This is a genomic window from Pelotomaculum isophthalicicum JI (genome assembly GCF_029478095.1).
Classification (GTDB): Bacteria; Bacillota; Desulfotomaculia; order Desulfotomaculales; family Pelotomaculaceae; genus Pelotomaculum_D; species Pelotomaculum_D isophthalicicum.
Window position 1 is genome coordinate 36,372 of the sequence record NZ_JAKOAV010000003.1, and the last position, 18,138, is coordinate 54,509.

The following is an 18,138-nucleotide window of genomic DNA, read 5'->3' on the forward strand; positions in this document are numbered from 1 at the left end:
TTTGTAAACTTGGTGCCGGAGGTGTCGTTATGGATCTGGATACGGTGTTGACACTGGAGTCGGCCCGTGAACGGGCGGAAATATTGCGCCGGGAATTGGAAACGCACAACTACCGCTATTATGTACTGGACGACCCGGTTATTCCGGACGCGCAGTATGATAAATTGATGCGCGAATTGGAGCAAATTGAAAAGAAATTTCCAGCCCTGGTAACACCGTATTCACCCACTCAGCGAGTAGGCGGGAAGTCCAGGGAAGGGTTTGTCACCGTGCGCCACCTTACTCCCATGCTTAGCCTGTCCAACGCTTTCGACGAGGGCGAACTGCGGGATTTTGACAGGCGGGTGCGGCAAGCGCTCTCAGGTGAAAACGTAGAATATGTTGTTGAATTGAAAATCGATGGCCTGGCCGTTTCTTTGTATTATGAAGACGGGATCTTTGTCCGGGGTTCTACCCGGGGCGACGGTGAGACTGGGGAGGATATCAGCGAGAATTTAAGAACGATCAGGAGCGTTCCACTCCGCCTGCGCCGGCCTGTGCCGCGGTTGGAAGTAAGGGGAGAGGTTTTTATGTCAAAAAGATCTTTTTCCATGCTGAATGAAGCCAGGGAAGAAGCGGGGGAGCCATTGTTCGCCAACCCGCGCAACGCCGCCGCCGGAACGCTGCGCCAGTTGGACCCGCGCATCACTGCGTCACGCAAGCTGGATCTTTTTACTTATGGTATTGGTTACAGCGAGGGAGTTGACTTGCCGGAACATATTGCCGTGCTGAATTTATTAAGAGAAGAAGGATTTAAAGTAAACCCAGAATACAAAATCTTCAGAAACATGGAAGACTTGATTAACTACTGTTATCACTGGCAAACAGAACGTTTCAACCTTCTCTACGCTATTGACGGGCTGGTGCTGAAAGTAAACTCGCTGCCGCTTCAGGAAAGGCTGGGAGCAACCGCGAAAAGCCCGCGCTGGGCTATCGCGTATAAGTTTCCGCCCGAGCAGGCGGTTACCAGAGTAAAAAATATTTTTGTCCGGGTAGGCCGCACCGGAGTCCTTACACCCACGGCGGAGCTGGAGCCGGTTCGCTTGGCCGGTACTACAGTGAGCAAAGCGACCTTACATAATGAAGACAATATAAAAGAGAAAGATATTCGTGTCGGAGACCTGGTGCTGGTCCAAAAAGCGGGGGATATAATTCCGGAAATACTGGCCGCGCTGCCTGAGAAAAGAACAGGAGCGGAAAAGGTGTGGTCAATGCCGGCGGAATGCCCGGCCTGCGGCTCAAAAGTTGTGCGGGCCGGGGGTGAGGCGGCGGCACGCTGCACCGGAATGGCTTGCCCGGAGCGGCTCTGGGAAGAATTGATTCATTTTGCTTCGCGCAACGCCATGGATATTACCGGACTTGGGCCGGCTGTGATATCACAGCTGCTATCAGCCGGTTTGATTGGCGACCCGGCGGATCTCTACACTCTTCACTACGATGACCTGGCTTCTTTGGAACGTTTGGGTTCGAAGTCTGCCCGTAATTTGCTTGGAGCTATTGAAAAAAGCAAGAGCGCCTCACTGTCCAGGTTAATCTTCGCACTTGGCATACGCCATGTTGGCGAGCGGGCAGCTAAAATTTTAGCCGGACGATACGGTTCTTTGGACGGATTGATGTCCGCGACTCCGGAGGAGTTGGTGAATATCCCGGAAATAGGCCCTAAGATCGCCAGTAGTGTAGTTGATTTTTTTGCCAACGGGCAGAACAGAATGGTGATTGATAAGCTGATTAAAGCGGGTGTCAATACCCGTAGTGAAAGAGAAGGTCATAGTGGCGGTAGATATCTTGACGGAAAAATATTTGTGATTACCGGCGTTCTGGAGGATTTCAGCCGGCAACAAGCGCAGGAACTGGTCGAAAGCCTGGGGGGCAAAGTCACATCAAGCGTGAGCCGCAACACCAGCTATGTTGTTGTGGGAGAAAACCCCGGCTCGAAATATGATAAAGCCCTCGCATTGGGAATTACGATATTGAATGAAAATGAGTTCAAAAAAATAATCGCCGGGAATTAAAATTTTCAAAAATACTTGAGGCAATATGTTTGGGATATGCCAGAAAATCTAAACAGAGCTCAAACTTGCACGATTATTGCCCATATTGGTATAATGTTGTAGGTTTATAATAGAAAGAAGGTGGATTTTTGATTACTGGAAAAGACGTTGACCATGTCGCTCTTTTAGGCCGGTTGGAATTGACCGCCGAAGAAAAGGAGATGTTTACCAGGCAACTCAACGACATTTTGGAGCATTTCCGGTCCCTGGAGCGTCTCGATACTGAAAATGTGCAGCCTACGGCGCACGTCCTGCCTTTGCAGAATGTTTACCGTGAAGATCAAGTGGGACAGCACATGTCCCGCGAGGACGCTCTGTCGAACTGTCCCGACAGGGATGAAAACTACTTCAAGGTGCCCAAAATTGTCTAGGTGTTCAGGAGGTGTTAATAATTGCAGCTTTACCGGCTAACAGCCCACGAATTGCATGATCTTTTAATAAAAAAAGAAATATCGGCGGAAGAAATAAACAATGCTGTATTTGATCGGATCGAAGACGTTGAGGATAAAATTGGCGCCTATATTACCAGAACAAAAGAAAGTGCGCTTGAGAGCGCCCGCGCGGTGGACAAGCAAATCCGGAATGGTGAGGCAATTACTCCGCTTTCCGGCATTCCTATCGCTGTAAAGGATAATATGTGCACCGACGGTTTGCGTACCACCGCCAGTTCGAAAATATTGTCCAACTTCATTCCGCCTTACAGCGCTACCGTGGTGAAAAAGCTGGAAGCCGCCGGTGCGACTGTAGTGGGAAAGACGAATCTGGACGAGTTCGCCATGGGCTCATCAACCGAAAACTCTGCCTTTTTTACTACAAGAAACCCTTGGGATACACAGCGGGTGCCCGGTGGTTCCAGTGGCGGCTCGGCTGCCGCCGTTTGCGCCGGTGAAGCCGTTTGCGCCCTAGGTTCGGACACGGGTGGTTCCATTCGCCAGCCTGCTTCTTTTTGCGGCGTGGTTGGCATGAAGCCCACCTATGGGGCTGTTTCCCGCTACGGATTAATCGCCTTTGCCTCGTCTTTGGACCAGATCGGACCGTTTGCCAGGGATGTGACCGACTGCGCCCTGATGCTTGAGGCTGTCAGCGGACACGACCCCAAGGACTCCACTTCGGCAAACTATAAAGTGCCGGACTACACCGCTTCTCTGGTTAATGACGTACGCGGCTTGAAAATAGGAGTTCCTGAAGAATATATGGCTGAAGGAATCTTGCCGGAGGTACGCGTCGCCGTTAAAAAAGCAATGCTGTTGTTGGAGTCGCTGGGAGCGGTGGTGGAATACACCACCCTGCCGCATACCGAGTATGCTTTACCGACTTATTATATCATTGCGCCGGCTGAAGCCAGTTCAAATCTGGCCCGTTACGATGGCGTGCGGTATGGTTTCCGGGCGGCGGACGCCGGAGACGTAATTGATATGTTCATGAAGTCCCGGAGCCAGGGTTTTGGCCCTGAGGTTAAAAGACGGATTATGTTGGGTACTTACACGTTATCCGCGGGTTATTACGACGCCTACTACCTGAAAGCGCTAAAAGTGCGGACGTTGATCAAACAAGACTTCGACCGTGCTTTTGAAAAGTATGACGTGCTCTTGTCACCGACGTCTCCTTCCCCGGCTTTCCGGTTCGGTGAAAAAGTTGACGATCCGCTTCAGATGTATTTATCGGACATCTGCACGATATCGGTTAACCTGGCTGGAATCCCGGGAATTTCATTGCCTTGCGGCTTTGTGGACGGAATGCCGGTCGGACTGCAACTGATGGGCAAGCATTTCGACGAAGGAACATTGCTCCGGGTGGCGTACACGTTCGAACAGAATACCGGCTACCACAAAGAGTTTCCGGAAGTTATAGCCTGATATTGATTTAATATTAATTCCGACGTCTGACGTCCGACGTCCGACGACTGATTTGGGAGGGTTAAAATGACCCAGTATGAAACTGTTATTGGCCTGGAAGTACACGTGGAGTTAAAGACCAGGTCCAAAATATTCTGTGATTCCACCGCCGAATTCGGCAACGAACCCAATACTCACGTTTGCCCGGTTTGCATGGGGCTGCCGGGGGTTCTCCCGGTTGTCAATAAAAATGTGGTTGAATATGCAATCCGTGCCGCGCTGGCGCTCAATTGCCGGATTGCGAGCTTTTCCAAGTTTGACCGGAAGAATTACTATTATCCGGACATGCCCAAGAATTATCAAATATCCCAGTATGATTTGCCTATCGCCGAACACGGCTATCTCAACATAGAAGTTAACGGGGAAACGAGACGGATCGGGATTACCCGCCTGCACATGGAAGAAGATACCGGCAAACTGGTGCATCAAGGGAATATTACCACCACGCCTTTTTCGTTGGTGGATTACAACCGGGCCGGGGTACCCCTGATAGAAATTGTGTCCGAGCCCGACCTGCGCTCACCGGAAGAAGCGTACGAGTACCTCAATAAATTAAAAGCGATTATCCAATATACCGGTGTTTCTGATTGCAAAATGGAAGAGGGCAGCCTGCGTTGTGATGCCAACGTTTCAGTGCGCCCCGCCGGCAGCAAGGAATTTGGCACTAAAACAGAAATAAAAAACATGAATTCTTTTAAAGCTTTACAGAAAGCCCTCACTTATGAGGTCGAGCGGCAAATTGAGGTTGTTGAGGACGGGGGCCGGATTATTCAGGAAACCCGCACCTGGGACGAGGGAAAAGGAGTTACCCTTTCCATGCGCAGCAAAGAATACGCGCATGATTACCGTTACCTGCCGGACCCGGACTTGGTGCCGATGGTGATTGACCGGGAATGGGTGGAGGATATCAAGCGTTCGCTTCCCGAGTTGCCGGACGACCGCAAGGAACGGTATGTAAGCGAGTTCGGTTTACCCGCCTACGACGCCATGGTGCTGACAAACACCAAGGAGTTGGCCGATTACTTTGAGGCCTGCGTGGCTGCCTACTCAAACCCCAAAGCAGTTAGCAACTGGGTAATGGGGGATCTTTCCCGGCTGCTCAACGCAAATAACACAGACATAACCAGTTGCCCGATTAAGCCGGAACAACTGGCCGCTATGCTTCAGTTATTAGAAAAAGGAACGATTAGCGGCAAAATTGCCAAAACAGTATTTGAAGAAATGTTTGCTTCAGGTAAAGATGCCGAAACTATCGTAAAAGAAAAAGGACTGGTCCAGATCAGTGATGAAGGGGCTATAGCGGCTATTGTGGATGATGTCATAGCCAAGAACCAAAAGTCGGTAGAAGACTTCCGTGCCGGCAAGGACCGCGCTTTAGGTTTCCTGGTCGGCCAGGTGATGAAAGCGTCCCGGGGCAAGGCCAATCCTGAACTGGTGAACAAGCTGCTGAAGGAACGTTTAAGTTAAACAATTTTATTTCACATATAATAATAAAAAGTTACTCATACCTATTTGTATGAGTAACTTTTTATTATTATAAAGGTGATTTTATGCGATTAAGCTTTTGCCGGTGGCTTCAGCATGAGGATCAGTGCCAGACTGACAAAACAGAGCACGCCGGAAATAATCAGCGGGGTGGAGCTTAACTGACCAGCCACCGGGCTCTTCATCAGGTCGTACAGCATTGGGCCGAGGAGCGCGCCAATACCATAAGCCATAAATACTGTGCCATAATTCATACCCAGGGATTTAGTTCCGAAATAATCAGCAGTCATGGAAGGATATATTGCCAGGTAACCTCCAAAACAGAAACCGACCAGGGACACCCCGAGGAGGATGGAAGTTCCGGTAAGGGCCTTTAAGCCGATCATGGTAATGCCACAAAGCGTAAAGATTATCAGCAAGGTCTTGGTACGGCCTAGTTTGTCGGAAACCGTACCCCAGATCAACCGGCCTGCGGCATTGAATACGGAAACAGTCATTACGGCGGACGCTGCTAAAGCTTCGCCTAAACCTTGCGCGGTAGCAATTGGCAGTGCGTTAGAGATAATCATCAGACCCGCGGCGCTGCCAAAAAGATAAGAAATCCACATTAGATAAAATTGAGCTGTTTTTACCATCTCGCCGGTGTCGTAGTCACCACCGCTTGCTTTTCCGGTAGCCAGTACCGGCGGTTCCCAGCCGGCGGGCTTATAACCAGGCGGAGGGTTTTTCAAAAATTGAGCGCCAATTACTACGCAAATACCAAAAATAATGCCGAGGTAAGCAAATGTATCCAAAACTCCCTTGGAAGCGATGAGGCTTTTGGCTACCGGGGTAAAAACTAAAGCGCCACCGCCGAATCCGGCCACAGCCAGACCGGTGATCAAGCCTTTCTTATCCGGGAACCACTTTACACAGGTCGATAGCGGGCAAACATAACCGGCCCCGATACCCAGACCACCGATGACCCCAAAAGTTATATAGAGCCAGCCGAGAGATGTTGTCCATTTGGCTAATACAAGACCTACTCCCAGTAGTATACCGCCTATGGTGGCCACTGACCTGGGACCTATTTTATCCTGCATTTTACCGAAAATTACTGTCCCTATAGCGAAAACGAGAATAATAATTGAAAAAGTCAAATTTGTTGGTGCCGCATCCCATTTGAATTTTGTCATCAAGGGGCCTTTAAATACACTCCAGATATAAACTGCGCCCAGGGCAATTTGAATTAATAAGGCGCCGACCACAACAAGCCAGCGATTCGTTGTTTTTTCCTCCGGCAACTTTCTTTCCTCCCGTAATTAAAATTGTTATTAAATGTCTTTTCAATAACTATTGCTAATAACAAACTTAATAACTAATGTTTTAAAAAACTATGATTACCAAAGACTAACCCACAGGCTCGATTTGCCAATTCTCATTCACCCATAAACCGATACACTTAACTTCGTAATTCCACGCGCGAACAGTATTAACGGCTGATTCTAATTGCTCTAATTGCGTCTCTTTGGGGACCGGATTACCGGCGCAATCATGATGAGCCACAACAGCAATTAACTTCGAGCAATGCGCTCCAACGGAAATACTTACCCTATGCTGGATGGAAGCTACCCCCGGCTGATTTTCAGCCAGTATTTTCACCGGGCCCGGTTCGGTAATGGTGTCAATGAAATCAAGCTGATAATGACTTTTTAAGTATTCATTCACCGGCAACTGTGTTCTGCCATCCATACAGTTAATAGCTGTTCCAAAAACTCCGTGAGCCATTTTACACCTCCTTTCTAATATTATAATTAACTTTTTAAAAAAAACCTCCCCATTATGATTTAACCTTAATTGTTAGTATACATCTCTTTGCTTTTAATGGCAAGGTATGTTGTCTTTGGTTAATTATTATATATATGTCTGGTTGATGTGTTGATATTAAGGATTATTTTCGCTTTAAAGTAACAAAAATTTATGGTATTATTCGATTAGATAAGCTTCGGGTTTAATCCCGGTCAATATAATTTTTGCTACTAAAAAGGCGGTGGTAGAACTCGTAAAACTTGGGCGAAGCTTAATCGTTAACTAACATTATCTATCAGTATTTTTGCCGCCCTTTATATGTAACCTTTGTTCTGTGTTCTCAGGGACTAAAACTTATTTTCTGCCCCTAAAGGCAATACTTACACAGCCTTCTGCATGTATAGGGCTTTCGCAAGCGGCAAAAGTTTAATCCGCGTAACGGAGTTGTTCACTTTCAATTGCTTATAACTAAAGCGTAATAACGACCATTTTTTAGAAATACTCGTTTAATTTTTTAATTTCTTTAAGGATGGGCATTACTTGCCGGTCAACGTTTTATGATCAGTTGGTATTATTCTGGAGGGGAAAAATTGTTACCATTCTGATGCTAACTAATAGAATATGGTTTTGAGAGTTGTTATTGAAAATTTAAAAAGGAGGATAAGACATGCAAGACAATTCTAACCGAACATTAATTGTGGATTCCACAGCTAATCCTGCCCCCCTTGGTCTGATGGGGTTTGGGATGACGACAGTGCTTCTTAATCTGCATAATGCCGGTTTTTTTGCGCTGGGTAGCATGATCCTGGCCATGGGTATATTTTACGGCGGTATAGCGCAGATTATTGCGGGCATAATGGAATGGAAAAAAGGCAATACCTTTGGTACAACAGCCTTTACGTCTTATGGATTGTTCTGGCTCTCCCTAGTTGGTTTGCTGGTCATACCCAAAGTTAAATGGGGAGATGCTACGGAAAGCGTTGCTATGGGCGCATATCTTTTTATGTGGGGCCTCTTTACGGCGGTTATGTTCATTGGGACGCTTAAAATCAATCGGCGCCTTCAGTTTGTGTTTGGCTCACTGGCAGTGCTGTTTTTCCTGCTTGCCGCGGGGGACTGGACGGGTAATATCGCAATCACACATATTGCCGGTTGGGAAGGAATTATTTGCGGTTTTTCGGCTATATACACAGCTTTAGCTCAAGTGCTGGAAGAATTATATAGCAAATCTTAAACGATGTGGATGCCTGGTATTAAGACAAAAAATTAAAGCGTTCGGGGTATAAGAAAGAGCGCTCCAGCAAATGGTAGCGCTCTTTCTGTTTGTATACAATATTAGAATCATTATTAAAATCAATTGTGCTTTAAAGTTGCATAATTTTATGATACTATTCATTTAGATAATTTTCGGGATTAATCCCGTATTTTTTAATTTTATTGTTTGAAGATTTTTAGTTGGTTGATTGAGGGGTGATTAGACATCGTGCATAGAAGAAAAATAATTATCGTCGACACAACCTTGAGAGACGGGGAACAAACAGCGGGTGTTGTTTTTGCCAACAGGGAAAAGTTGCGGATTGCGAAGTTCCTGGATGAACTGGGAGTGGACCAGATCGAAGCCGGCATACCGGTCATGGGCGGGGATGAAAAAGAAGCTATCACGGCTATTTGCAAGGCCGGATTAAAGGCGAGCATCATGGGTTGGAACAGGCCGGTGCTCAAAGACATTGAAACTTCCCTGGAATGTGGTGTGGATGCGGTGGCGATTTCAATTTCCACCTCGGATATTCATATCAAGTATAAGCTAAAAACCACCAGAGAGTGGGTAATTGAACAAATGGTCAATGCCACCCATTTTGCTAAAAAAGAGGGTATGGAAATATCGGTCAACGCGGAAGACGCTTCCCGCAGCGATATAAATTTTTTGATTCAGTTTGCCAAGGCGGCCAAGGAAGCAGGCGCCAACCGTCTACGGTATTGCGATACTGTCGGCATCATGGATCCGTTTACCATTTATGAGCGGATCAAACAGATTAGAGATAACGTTGACATAGACATTGAGATGCATACCCATAACGATTTCGGGATGGCTACGGCGAATACCATAGCCGGTGTAAAAGCCGGCGCCAATTACGCCGGGGTCACTATTATGGGACTAGGTGAGCGGGCCGGTAACGCTGCCTTGGAAGAAGTGGTAATGGCTTTAAAACACTTATTTGATATAAACCTTAATTTTAAGACGGAAATGTTTGTTGAAATCGCGGAATATGTATCCCGGGCTTCTGGCAGGGAATTGCCCGCCTGGAAGGCTATTGTCGGCTCTAACATGTTTGCGCATGAATCTGGGATTCATTCCGACGGTATCATTAAAAATCCAAAGACATATGAAGCCTTTACCCCTGAAGAAGTCGGGCTTGAGCGCCAGATTGTGATCGGCAAGCATTCCGGTTCGGCGGCATTAAGGTCCAAATTTGCTGAATACGGGATAATCCTAACTGAACACCAGGCACAAGAATTGCTGCCAAGTATCCGTTCTCATGCGGTTTCAATGAAGCGGCCGCTTTTTGATAAAGAACTGGTTTATTTTTACGAAGACTATTTTGGAAAGAGGGATTAATATTGGGCCAGACAATCATTGAGAAGATTCTTTCCAGTCACTGTGGCCACACTGCCCGCGCCAACGAGATAGTAGTGGCGCGGGTCGACTACGTAATGGGTCAGGACGGAACTGCTCCTTTGGCAATTAATGCATTTAAGGACATGGACGGGAAGGAAGTTTTTGACCGTGAAAAAGTTGCTTTTGTGATTGATCACAGCGCTCCCAGCCCGAATGAGGGAGTTTCCGCCCTGCACAAGTTAATGAGGGAATTTGTTAAGGAAAAGGCGTTCCGTCTTTATGACATCGGCGAAGGTGTGTGCCACCAGCTTATCCCCGAGAGCGGGGAGGTAGGGCCGGGCAGCCTGGTTATTGGCGCCGATTCGCATACCTGCACTTATGGGGCGCTGAATGCTTTCTCCACGGGAGTAGGCTCCACCGACCTGGCGGGTGGTTTGATCTCAGGTCAGATGTGGTTTAAGGTTCCGGAGACTTTTAAATTTGTTTGTAATGGGACACTGCCGACAGGCGTGTTTTCCAAAGATTTGATTCTTTATTTGATTGGAGATGTTACCGCCGACGGTGCTACATACATGGCTGCAGAGTATGTTGGCGAAGCGATTGCCGCCCTTTCTCAGGAGGCGCGTTTTACTATTGCCAACATGGCTATTGAAATGGGCGCTAAAGCTGGTTTAATGGAAGCTGACGACAAAACATATAACTGGTTGAACAGGTTCACTAAACGTGAATTTGCCCCGGTAGTTGCCGATCAGGACGCGGTTTATGCTAAGGTGCGTGAATATGATGTGTCAAAGCTTGAGCCCCAGGTGGCCAAGCCTCACAAAGTGGACAATGTGGCTCCTGTCGGCGAGGTGGCGGGGAAGCCTATTCAGCAGGCATTGCTCGGTACTTGCACTAACGGCCGGCTGGAAGACCTGCGTATTGCCGCCGGCATTCTGGCTAATCGCAAAGTCCACCCGGAGGTCCGCATGATCGTGGCGCCGGCATCCCGGCGGATATTCTTGGATGCCATGGCGGAAGGGATTATCCAAACTTTGGTAGAGTCTGGCGCGGCTATAGTTACACCCGGTTGCGGACCTTGCGTGGGTACGCACAATGGTGTGCCTTCTGATGGTGAAACGGTTATTTCAACTGCCAACCGTAATTTTAAAGGGAGGATGGGTAATTCTAATGCTGAAATTTTCCTCGCTTCTCCCGCCACAGTAGCCGCCAGCGCTTTGACCGGGAAGATTACCGACCCACGGGAGTTCATATAGATAAAAATATATGACTATAAAGTTAGTTCAGTATGACGTGGCGCTTACCTGGAGGGCGATTTTAAAAGGCGAAGATGAGCCTGTTGATAAGCGCTACGCCATACGCCTGAGCAATCTTGATAAGCATATAAGAATATTTGCAAAGTAGGTGTTTTTATGCAGTTTAATGGAAAAGCCCATAAGTTTGGCAATGATGTAAATACGGATTATATTATCTCAGGCAAATATAAATTTAAAACGCTTGACATGAAAGAACTGGCCAAACATGTAATGGAAGATCTTGACCCGGATTTTTATCAAAAAGTTGCGTCCGGTGACTTCATTGTCGGCGGTTCCAACTTTGGTTGTGGTTCTTCCCGCGAGCAGGCTCCCCTGGCCATCAAATACGCGGACGTAAGCGCTGTGTTGGCTAAATCGTTTGCCCGTATTTTTTACCGTAATGCTATTAATACGGGTTTGCCCGTGGTGGAATGCGACACCGACCAGATCGGCCAGGGGGACGAAATAATCGTTGATCTGGCGGCCGGAGTGATTAATAATAAAACAAAAGGTAATGTGATTCCGATAAAACCATTGCCGGCTGTAATGATCAAGATATTGAACGACGGTGGCCTGGCTGCTCACTTCAGGAAATTTGGCGGGTTTAATTTTGATTGAGGTAGACAAAAATTTAATTATGTAATGATAAATATAAAATAATTAAGTAATAAGACCGGATGGATGATTCCATCCGTTTTTTTTCGTTAATTTAGCGGCGATTTTGGCGCTTATACAGAGAACTCATTTTGTATAAAAATTTATTTGCAAACCATACTAATAAAGAAAAATTTTCCCGAGGAGTTGATTATTTTGGCTAACCCGACTAGATTCGGTGAAGGTGAAGCGCGACTTAAAGCTATGCATGAAGCTGAATACCCTGGTGGCGTTGTGGTGGATCCAACCCCGATTACCGCTGGCCAGGAAGTGACGATTTTCTATAACGGCTTGCTTGGCAAGGAAGGGAATGGACAGGTTTACTTGCACTATGGTTATGGCCGGGACAAAAATTGGCGCGATGTGAAAGATATGCGGATGGAACGTACGGGTTGGGGTTGGGTGAGTGACATTACCGTGCAAAACTTTGAGGGCAGGTTAAGCTTTTGCTTCAAGGACGGCGCGAATAATTGGGATAACAATAACGGGACAAACTGGAGCTTTCAGATTCATGACGGCAGCCAAAGTTATTAGTAGGAACCTCTACCCAAAATCCCGGTAGGGATTTTGGGTCGCTTGGCAACTATACTCTCTGTCCGAACATGAGCCTCGTAATATACCCAAAGGTTGCTAAAAGCTAATTTGTTTTATATGAAAAAATAAATGAAGGGGGTTTGGAATTATTGAGAGTGCTGATGTTGTCCTGGGAGTACCCGCCTAAAAGTGTCGGTGGGCTGGCTCAGCACGTATATGACTTGACTAACGCTTTGACGGAAAATGGTGTGGATGTTCACCTGATTACCTCAGGCGGCCAGGGGACTCCCGCTTTTGAAAAAGTGCATGGGGTTAAAGTGCACCGGGTTGAGCCGTACCAAATATCATCACCTGATTTTGTTACCTGGGTTGCTCAGTTTAACGTCGCCTTGTTGGAACGCGCCATTTCAATCTCAAGTGATTTGGGTGAAATCCACATTCTGCACGCCCATGATTGGCTTGTCGCCTATGCCGCGCGGGCGCTCAAACACTCTTGGAAGATTCCGCTGGTTACTACCTTGCACGCTACTGAATACGGACGTAATAATGGTTTACATAATGACACACAAAGGCATATCAGCGATATTGAGTGGTGGCTCGCCTACGAATCCTGGCGGGTAATTTGTTGCAGCCATTATATGGAGGGTGAATTGAGGCACGTTTTTCAGATTCCGCAGGATAAAATAAAAGTTATTCCAAACGGTGTCGATCATACAAATTTTAAAGTCCGGGAAAGCGATGCCCGGCGCAGTGATTATGCCGCCCCGGATGAGCGGATAGTTTTCTACGTGGGCAGGCTGGTCAGGGAAAAAGGAGTTCAAGTTTTGCTGGACGCGGCGCCAGAGATTCTCGCTCATCATCCCCAGACCAAATTTGTTATAGCGGGCAAAGGTCCCTTTATGGATTCCCTAAAAAGACAGGCTATGCTAAGCGGCATCGCAAACAGGGTGTACTTTACCGGATACATAAATGATACGGTTCGGAACAACCTGTACAGTTGGGCCGACGTGGCTGTTTTCCCAAGTTTATACGAGCCTTTTGGGATTGTGGCCCTGGAAGCAATGGCGGCCCGGACGCCGGTAGTAGTTGCCGATAGCGGCGGACTTGGTGAAATTATAAACCATGGCATAGACGGCCTTAAAACATATACCGGTGACAGCCATTCCCTGGCGCAGAACATTTTGTCAGTCTTAAAACAGCCTCAGTTCGGCGATAAATTGAGAGAAAACGCTTATTACCGCGTTTTAAATGAATTCAATTGGGGAAAAATCGCCTGGCAGACAGCTTCGGTTTACCGGGAGGTGTTGGAAGCGCATCAGAGTACCGCCTGGTCGGCTGCCGGAAGGCAGGAAAGAATATTCAACCGGTTTGGCCGGATGTTGACCAGGTATAGTTAGACTTGCAAACGGAGGATGTCTCATGAAAGCAATTATTATGGCCGGCGGTGAAGGTTCACGTCTCAGACCGCTCACCTGCGGCAGACCCAAGCCAATGGTTCCGGTATTAAACAGGCCGGTCATGACTCATATTGTTGAGCTTTTACAAAAAAACGGCATCACTGATATAGGTGTGACCCTGCAATACCAACCGGAAGCAATTCGTGATCATTTTTCTAACGGCGCGGAGTATGGTGTAAATCTACAGTATTTTGTGGAGGAAACTCCTTTAGGAACTGCCGGCAGCGTTAAAAACGCGTCCGGTTTTCTCGGTGAGACTTTCCTGGTAATTAGCGGGGATGCATTAACAGACCTGGATCTTTCCCGGGCGGTGGAGTTTCATAAAAGGCAGGGTGCGATGGCTACCCTGGTGCTTACCAGAGTTGATTGCCCGCTGGAATACGGGGTAGTGATCACCGGTAAGGACGGAAAAATTACTCAGTTCTTGGAAAAGCCCGGTTGGAGTGAAGTTTTCAGCGATACGGTCAACACCGGTATTTACGTGCTTGAACCGGAAGTGTTGGAATATTTCGCTCCCGGTCAGAAATTTGACTTCAGCCAGGACTTATTCCCGCTGCTGTTAAGAAATCAAAAGCCTTTATTCGGTCTGGTTCTCTCAGGTTACTGGTGTGATATTGGCAATCTTACACAGTATTTGCAAGCACATCATGAAGCCCTGTCAGGTAAGGTTAACATAAATATCCCGGGTACGGAAATATCACCTGGCGTCTGGGTGGGAGAAGGTGCCCTCATCAATCCGGAAGCATCAATAAAAGGTCCTGCCCTGATCGGGGCCAACTGCCAACTGGGTGCGGGAGCGATAATCGAACCCTTTACTGTGCTCGGCCCCGGCTGCCTGGTTCAAGAGAGGGCCTCTATTAAAAGGAGCGTACTCTGGAACAATATTTACGTGGGAACCGGCGCGGCTCTTCGGGGCGCGGTGGTGGGCAACCGGGTGCAGGTACAGTCCCAGGCCGGCATTTATGAAGGCGCAGTGGTAGGCGACGATTCTATTATCATGGAAAACAGTCTTTTAAAGCCCGATGTCAAGTTGTGGCCTCACAAGCTGGTGGAAACCGGGGCTACTGTGCAACAGAGCCTGATCTGGGGGACATGCTCGCCGAAGAAAATTTTTGGTTTCGAAGGAATCAGCGGTCTCATCAATGTGGAAGTCACTCCTGAATTTGCCGCCAGGGTGGGCGCCGCTTTTGGCTCTGTGTCCGGGGTTGGGGCGCGTCTGGCCGTGAGTGCCGATAATTACAACGCGTCTCTCATGATCAAGGAAGCGGTAATAAGCGGAATGCAGTCGGCGGGTGCCGAGGTTTTAGATTTAGGGACCGGGATCACGCCGATGCACCGTTACAGTGTACGCTCCCTGAACTGCAAGGGAGGTGTGCATATCAAGGTTTCGCCGTTGACATCTGATAAGGTGGTCATGGTCTTCACGGACGCCCGGGGTGGAAACATCTCCAGAGGTATGGAGCGAAAGATCGAGAACGCGTTGGCCAGGGAAGATTTTCCACGGGTTGAAGTAAGCAGGATTATACCGCCGGCGGCAGTGCATAGTATGTCAAGGGATTATATTTCAGCCGTATGCGCCGGGCTGAACGGGCGCAGCCTGCGGGAAGCCAGTTTTAAACTGCTGTTGTGCTATGACCGAATCAACCTTGAAACTTTTGTTGCCGGTATCTGTGGGGAGTTGGGGCTTTCCCTGGAAGGCGATGGCCTTAACAGGGGTTGCACAGAATACCGCAGTTGGCGCTCCTACCAGGAAATGCTGCCGTCTCTGGCCCGCAATGTTATGGAAACCGGTGCCGACGCGGGCGCGGTGCTGGATCCCAACGCTGACCGCCTGATTTTAATAGACAACAAAGGGCGGGTCGTGCAAGACGATTTACTTGTCGCTTTAATCTCTTTGGTTATCCTGAAGGGGCATGGAGGTTCGGTTGTGGTCCCGGTAACCGCTCCCAGGGCGATAGAGACATTGGCCGAGCGCTATCAGGGCAAGGTGGTGCGGACAAAGACCGCCCTGCAGGATTTCCTGGATAAAGTGCTGACCGGTGGTAATCCAGGCTTGGAGGGAATTTCCCAATTCTTCCTGCACTTTGACGCTCTTTCGGCTTTGGTTAGAGTATTAGAGTTAATGGCACGTCACAATGCTTCTCTATCGGATATGCTGGATGAAATACCGTCGTTTTATACGGACAAGCGGGAAGTTCCGGTTTCCTGGGATGCCAAGGGCAGGGTAATCAGGTATTTGATTCAAGATCCTCCTACTAGCCGGTTGGAATTACTTGACGGTGTTAAAGTTTATCACCGGGATGGCTGGGCATTGGTGCTGCCGGACCCTGACGAGCCCGTCTGCCGGGTTTTCAGTGAAGGCAACACTATGGAAATCGCCGAGTCTCTTAGCGAGTTTTATATTAATAAAATAGCCGACATAGCGGGTGTAAAAAATTAAAACAGGCCGGTTGATTTAATATCTAAAATTGAAATGTGGTGATGGAAATGCGCCCGATCTGGAAAGGCGCGTTAAGCTTCGGCTTGGTTTATGTGCCTGTAAAGCTGTATTCCGCGACTGAGCAGAAGGACGTCAAATTCAATTACCTGCATGAGAAATGTAAAAGTCCGGTGCAGTACAAGCGTTATTGCCCGCATTGCCAGGTTGAAGTACCTATGGAGGAAATTGTCAGAGGCTATGAATATGAAAAAGGGAAGTACGTCATTATTAACGAAGATGACTTTGAAAAGCTAGCCGGGGCCAAAAGCGGCAGAAGCATAGAAATAATGGATTTTGTAAATCTTGAGGAAATAGACCCGGTTTATTATGAAAAGGCTTATTACCTGGCTCCCGGCGAGGGTGGCGCCAAGGTTTACGAACTTTTTAGACGGGCCATAGCAGATACCGGAAAAGTGGCGGTAGCCAGGGTAATCATACGCAACAGGGAAGCCTTGGCGGCGATCAGGGAGAGCAAGAATATCCTGGTCATGAGTACTATGCATTATCCTGATGAAATTAGACAAGCCGGCACCTTGCCGGAATTAAATTACCAGGTTGACTTGCATGATAATGAAGTTAAAATGGCGGTGAATCTAATTAACAGCCTGTCAGCCGAATTTCAGCCGGAAAAATACAACGATACATACAGGCAAGCCCTCATGGAAGTAATCCAGGCCAGAATAGCAGGTGAAGCCGTGGCGGTGCCGGAGAAAACTGAAGCCGGTAAAGTTGTCGACCTGATGGAAGCGTTGAAAGCAAGTATAGAATTGGCCAGGGAAGAACGGGATAAAAAGGGGAATGCACAAACAAGGGCTCGAACGGGAAAGGTTGCGGCGAAGCGAAAAACATCGTAAGAGGTGCGATCACGGCAATGAATGGAGAACAATTACCTCTGTTGCGCCCGATGCTGGCAGTCAGTTCGGAGCCATTTGACAGCGCCGCTTATCTGTACGAAATAAAATGGGACGGTTATCGTGGTCTTGCTTATCTTGACGCGGGCACAGTGATCCGTTCCCGTAACCTGATCAACTTAACCGGCAAATTTCCTGAGTTGGCCGGCCTGCATAAAAAAGTGCGGCGGTTGCCGGCGATTATTGACGGTGAGATAGTTGTTTTAGTGCAGGGGAAGCCTTCTTTTGCCAGTCTTCAGTCGCGCGGCAAGATGGCCGGTGCTGGTCAAAACAGCCGGGCTGGCTTTTACCCGGTTGTTTTTATAGCTTTCGACGTGTTATATGCTAATGGGAAGTCAGTGCTGAGACAGCCCTTGGCTGACAGAAAGAACATCCTAAAAGAAATGGTTTTGCCTGGAGACGATATTTTGCTGTCCCGTTATGTTTTCAGGGACGGTATTGATTTTTACAACGCCTGTGTCAAAGAAGGGCTGGAGGGCGCCGTTGCTAAAAAAGTGGAAAGTGTCTACCTGCCGGGCCGCCGGTCGGCTTCCTGGAAAAAGTTCAGAAATACCAGGGAAGCCGATCTGGTTATATGTGGTTATCAGCCCGGTGTGAACGGCCGGGGTCTGGGGTCACTCGTACTGGGCGGCATAAGGCACGGCGAACTGGTTTACCAGGGTAAGGTGGGGACAGGTTTTAACAGCCGGGAAGCAGAAATCTTACTGGACGGATTGCATAAAATTGAAACGGCGGACGCGCCTCTGGAGGACCTCCCGGTGAATGAACGTGGCCGCACCAGGTGGGTACGGCCCTTGCTGGTTTGTACGGTGGTGTACCTTACCGCTACAGCCGGCGGGTATCTCCGGCATCCTGTTTTTCAGGGTGTGCGTTGGGACAAGTCACCTGACGAGTGCCCGGCAGTGACAGGAGAATGAAAGCCGCTATATAAGG

16 protein-coding genes are annotated in these 18,138 nt (G+C 48.2%); 14 read left to right on the forward strand and 2 right to left on the reverse strand.

Going from position 1 to position 18,138, the window contains the following annotated elements; genetic code table 11:
• Positions 1 to 29: 29 nt before the first annotated feature.
• From ligA to gatB, 4 genes are all read left to right on the forward strand, one after another.
• On the forward strand, positions 30 to 2,051 hold the full coding sequence (ligA, locus tag L7E55_RS02540) for an NAD-dependent DNA ligase LigA (RefSeq protein WP_277442435.1): 2,022 nt from the start codon (positions 30 to 32) through the stop codon (positions 2,049 to 2,051).
• Between the two features lie 128 nt (positions 2,052 to 2,179).
• Positions 2,180 to 2,461, forward strand: coding sequence for an Asp-tRNA(Asn)/Glu-tRNA(Gln) amidotransferase subunit GatC (gatC, locus tag L7E55_RS02545; protein ID WP_277442436.1), 282 nt, complete (start codon positions 2,180 to 2,182; stop codon positions 2,459 to 2,461).
• 21 nt (positions 2,462 to 2,482) lie between these two features.
• Positions 2,483 to 3,946 (forward strand): Asp-tRNA(Asn)/Glu-tRNA(Gln) amidotransferase subunit GatA, encoded by a 1,464-nt coding sequence (gatA, locus tag L7E55_RS02550; protein WP_277442437.1) that lies wholly within the window; start codon positions 2,483 to 2,485, stop codon positions 3,944 to 3,946.
• Positions 3,947 to 4,012: 66 nt separating this feature from the next.
• The gene (gatB, locus tag L7E55_RS02555; RefSeq protein WP_277442438.1) at positions 4,013 to 5,452 is read left to right on the forward strand and encodes an Asp-tRNA(Asn)/Glu-tRNA(Gln) amidotransferase subunit GatB; all 1,440 of its coding nucleotides are present in this window, start codon (positions 4,013 to 4,015) and stop codon (positions 5,450 to 5,452) included.
• 89 nt (positions 5,453 to 5,541) lie between these two features.
• On the opposite strand, the gene L7E55_RS02560 is transcribed toward gatB, so the two are convergent.
• Positions 5,542 to 6,753 carry an L-lactate MFS transporter gene (locus L7E55_RS02560; RefSeq protein WP_277442439.1) on the reverse strand — a complete coding sequence of 404 codons (1,212 nt, stop codon included), beginning with the start codon at positions 6,751 to 6,753 and terminating at the stop codon, positions 5,542 to 5,544.
• A gap of 106 nt (positions 6,754 to 6,859) precedes the next feature.
• Complete coding sequence (locus tag L7E55_RS02565) at positions 6,860 to 7,237, reverse strand: carbonic anhydrase (protein ID WP_277442440.1); 378 nt, start codon at positions 7,235 to 7,237, stop codon at positions 6,860 to 6,862.
• Between the two features lie 688 nt (positions 7,238 to 7,925).
• Here L7E55_RS02565 and L7E55_RS02570 point away from each other — a divergent pair.
• The 10 genes from L7E55_RS02570 to ligD all read left to right on the forward strand — a co-directional run bounded on the left by L7E55_RS02570 (position 7,926) and on the right by ligD (position 18,122).
• Positions 7,926 to 8,492, forward strand: coding sequence for an acetate uptake transporter (locus tag L7E55_RS02570; protein WP_277442441.1), 567 nt, complete (start codon positions 7,926 to 7,928; stop codon positions 8,490 to 8,492).
• 249 nt (positions 8,493 to 8,741) lie between these two features.
• Positions 8,742 to 9,875 (forward strand): homocitrate synthase, encoded by a 1,134-nt coding sequence (gene nifV / locus L7E55_RS02575; protein WP_277442442.1) that lies wholly within the window; start codon positions 8,742 to 8,744, stop codon positions 9,873 to 9,875.
• Between the two features lie 2 nt (positions 9,876 to 9,877).
• The gene (locus L7E55_RS02580; RefSeq protein ID WP_277442443.1) at positions 9,878 to 11,131 is read left to right on the forward strand and encodes a 3-isopropylmalate dehydratase large subunit; all 1,254 of its coding nucleotides are present in this window, start codon (positions 9,878 to 9,880) and stop codon (positions 11,129 to 11,131) included.
• A 10-nt stretch (positions 11,132 to 11,141) separates the two neighbouring features.
• Positions 11,142 to 11,279: a hypothetical protein gene (locus L7E55_RS02585; RefSeq protein ID WP_277442444.1), complete on the forward strand. Its 138-nt coding sequence runs from the start codon at positions 11,142 to 11,144 to the stop codon at positions 11,277 to 11,279.
• A gap of 8 nt (positions 11,280 to 11,287) precedes the next feature.
• The gene (locus tag L7E55_RS02590; RefSeq protein ID WP_277442445.1) at positions 11,288 to 11,788 is read left to right on the forward strand and encodes a 3-isopropylmalate dehydratase small subunit; all 501 of its coding nucleotides are present in this window, start codon (positions 11,288 to 11,290) and stop codon (positions 11,786 to 11,788) included.
• Between the two features lie 192 nt (positions 11,789 to 11,980).
• Positions 11,981 to 12,358: a carbohydrate-binding protein gene (locus tag L7E55_RS02595; RefSeq protein WP_277442446.1), complete on the forward strand. Its 378-nt coding sequence runs from the start codon at positions 11,981 to 11,983 to the stop codon at positions 12,356 to 12,358.
• Between the two features lie 155 nt (positions 12,359 to 12,513).
• Positions 12,514 to 13,755, forward strand: a complete 1,242-nt coding sequence (locus L7E55_RS02600; protein ID WP_338091152.1) for a glycosyltransferase family 4 protein — start codon at positions 12,514 to 12,516, stop codon at positions 13,753 to 13,755.
• Positions 13,756 to 13,777: 22 nt separating this feature from the next.
• On the forward strand, positions 13,778 to 16,255 hold the full coding sequence (locus tag L7E55_RS02605; protein WP_277442448.1) for a mannose-1-phosphate guanyltransferase: 2,478 nt from the start codon (positions 13,778 to 13,780) through the stop codon (positions 16,253 to 16,255).
• 47 nt (positions 16,256 to 16,302) lie between these two features.
• The gene (ku, locus tag L7E55_RS02610) at positions 16,303 to 17,148 is read left to right on the forward strand and encodes a non-homologous end joining protein Ku (protein ID WP_277442449.1); all 846 of its coding nucleotides are present in this window, start codon (positions 16,303 to 16,305) and stop codon (positions 17,146 to 17,148) included.
• Positions 17,149 to 17,165: 17 nt separating this feature from the next.
• Positions 17,166 to 18,122, forward strand: a complete 957-nt coding sequence (gene ligD, locus L7E55_RS02615; RefSeq protein WP_277442450.1) for a non-homologous end-joining DNA ligase — start codon at positions 17,166 to 17,168, stop codon at positions 18,120 to 18,122.
• The last annotated feature ends 16 nt before the right edge of the window (positions 18,123 to 18,138 follow it).

Excerpts from the sequence above, each read along its gene's own strand:
- ligD (WP_277442450.1), top strand. The coding sequence starts at position 17,166 with ATGAATGGAGAACAATTACCTCTGTTGCGCCCGATGCTGGCAGTCAGT.
- ligA (WP_277442435.1), top strand. The coding sequence starts at position 30 with ATGGATCTGGATACGGTGTTGACACTGGAGTCGGCCCGTGAACGGGCG.
- L7E55_RS02585 (WP_277442444.1), top strand. The coding sequence starts at position 11,142 with ATGACTATAAAGTTAGTTCAGTATGACGTGGCGCTTACCTGGAGGGCG.
- ku (WP_277442449.1), top strand. The coding sequence starts at position 16,303 with ATGCGCCCGATCTGGAAAGGCGCGTTAAGCTTCGGCTTGGTTTATGTG.
- L7E55_RS02605 (WP_277442448.1), top strand. The coding sequence starts at position 13,778 with ATGAAAGCAATTATTATGGCCGGCGGTGAAGGTTCACGTCTCAGACCG.
- L7E55_RS02565 (WP_277442440.1), bottom strand. The coding sequence starts at position 7,237 with ATGGCTCACGGAGTTTTTGGAACAGCTATTAACTGTATGGATGGCAGA.
- L7E55_RS02590 (WP_277442445.1), top strand. The coding sequence starts at position 11,288 with ATGCAGTTTAATGGAAAAGCCCATAAGTTTGGCAATGATGTAAATACG.
- L7E55_RS02570 (WP_277442441.1), top strand. The coding sequence starts at position 7,926 with ATGCAAGACAATTCTAACCGAACATTAATTGTGGATTCCACAGCTAAT.
- gatB (WP_277442438.1), top strand. The coding sequence starts at position 4,013 with ATGACCCAGTATGAAACTGTTATTGGCCTGGAAGTACACGTGGAGTTA.